This is a genomic window from Thermoflexus sp., from assembly GCF_025055495.1.
In the GTDB taxonomy this organism is placed as follows: Bacteria; Chloroflexota; Anaerolineae; order Thermoflexales; family Thermoflexaceae; genus Thermoflexus.
In genome coordinates this window covers 1-1,813 of the sequence record NZ_JANWXB010000189.1, presented here as the reverse complement: position 1 = coordinate 1,813, position 1,813 = coordinate 1, and the positions used below count along the sequence as shown (strand labels likewise).

The window sequence follows — 1,813 nt, the reverse complement described above, 5'->3', positions numbered from 1 at the left end:
TGGGCCGTGGGGAGGGGGGAGAAAGGGGGGAGGGGCCATGGCCTTCCGGACTGGCTTCGATTCCTCGAATCCTTAGTCGATAACTGGACAAAGCACGAGGGAGCGTAAGGAGGGGGAAATGAAATCCTATTCCCCATACGTCAGGCGTTCGATCAAAAACGATGGAAACTCCAGGCGGCGCATTTTCGCCTGGGTCTTAGCGATCGGATAAGGGACCCGCCGGAACATCCAGGTCATCGCCTCCAGGTTCAGGATGGCATAAGCCGCTCGCGGATCGCCATCCCGGGGCTGGCCGACGCTCCCGGGGTTCAGTAGCCACCATCCCGTTTTCAGGTCAATAGGCTCATCGTATGGCGGCTCTAGGATATGCATCCGCAGCGTCTCGCGATCCGGGACATGGTAGGCGATGGCCACATGGGTATGACCGAAGAGGCCGATGCGGGTGGGCAGTCGCTCGATGTTCTCCCAGGCCGTGTAGGGATCCAGGATATATTCCCAGATCGGGGCCCGCAGGCTCCCATGCACCAGCGTGATCCCCTCCTGTTCCGCTTGAACGGGAAGGCTCATCAGGTATTCCAACTGGCGGGAGGGGAGCTGTCCTCGCGTCCACTCCAGCACCTTGCGGGCAGCAGGGTTAAATACGGAGAGGGGCACCTGGCCGAGGACTCCCCAGTCGTGGTTGCCGGCAAGGGCAACCGCCGCCAGGCGCTGGATGCAATCGATGCATTCCACCGGATCCGGCCCGTAGCCCACCAGATCCCCTAAGAACCAGAGGGCATCCCAGGTCCTCGCATCGGCGAGCACAGCCTCCAGCGCTTCCAGGTTGGCATGGATATCCGAGAGAACCAGAATCCGCATCGAACGGGCCTCGCGGTCGGCTTTCTGAATTTAGATGCTATGGGCTGGGAGTAGGAGTAGGCCCGGTCGTCGGAGTCGGGCTGGGTGTTGAAGTCGGTGGTGCCGGCGTCGGGGTCCCGGTGGGTGTAGGGGTCTCCGGCGTCGCCGTGATCGTCGGTGTGGGGGTTTGGGTTGGCGTGGAGGTCAGGGTGGGCGTGGAAGTGGGGGTCGACGTGGCCGTGGGCGTCGGTGTGAGGGTGGGCGTCGGCGTCAGGGTAGGCGTCGCCGTCGCCGTGGGGGTCCGGGAGGGCGTGGGCGTGAAGGTCGGTGTGAACGTGGGCGGGATCCATTGGGTAGGGGTCGGGAGTCGGGTTTCCGTGGGACCAAACGGGAAGGTAGGGGTCGGAAGGATCCCGGGTGTGAGCCCCAGGGGCGTCAGCGTTGGGAACATGGCAGTAGGGGTAGCGGGAAGCGCCCCTGCTGGACGAGCGATCGTCAGCAATACCCCGCCCAGCACATAGCAGGGCAGCGTCGCCAGGATGATGCTGATGAACACCACATACAGTGTGCGCGTGCGCGGCGGCAGCTGATCCAGCCAGTTCATCGAAGGTCGCTCCGAAAAGAGATCAACCGATTTAGGGATCTGCCCGAATTGTAATCCAGATCCCGCCTCAGGCAATCCCCTTTGGGGATGAGGGAGTGGGACGGATGGTGAAGCTCTTCACTGCTCATCGGCTTGGATGCCCTCCGCATCTTGCCAAAGTTTTCCCCAGGTGTTTCAATGGGCGCATAGGAAAGATGGGAATGGCCGGACAGACGGTGAGGCCCCTCGCTCCGCTTATGGCCCCTTGGGCCGCGGGGAGGGGGAGATTAGAGAGGTGGGGTCATTCCGCCTTGTTGCGGCGGGCTCCCAGGGGTGCGGCTCCTGCTTGGAATCGTTAAGCGCTATCCCTGAGGGGGGTTGGGGGCGGGCGGG

2 protein-coding genes are annotated in these 1,813 nt (G+C 63.2%); both read right to left on the bottom strand.

The window, feature by feature from the left end; all coding sequences use genetic code 11:
• Positions 1-126: 126 nt before the first annotated feature.
• Entirely contained in the window at positions 127-858 is a 732-nt protein-coding gene (locus NZM16_RS06505) for a metallophosphoesterase family protein (RefSeq protein ID WP_295479415.1), read from the bottom strand.
• A gap of 37 nt (positions 859-895) precedes the next feature.
• Entirely contained in the window at positions 896-1,441 is a 546-nt protein-coding gene (locus NZM16_RS06500; protein ID WP_295479413.1) for a hypothetical protein, read from the bottom strand.
• Between the last annotated feature and the right edge of the window lie 372 nt (positions 1,442-1,813).

Excerpts from the sequence above, each read along its gene's own strand:
- NZM16_RS06505 (WP_295479415.1), bottom strand. The coding sequence starts at position 858 with ATGCGGATTCTGGTTCTCTCGGATATCCATGCCAACCTGGAAGCGCTG.
- NZM16_RS06500 (WP_295479413.1), bottom strand. The coding sequence starts at position 1,441 with ATGAACTGGCTGGATCAGCTGCCGCCGCGCACGCGCACACTGTATGTG.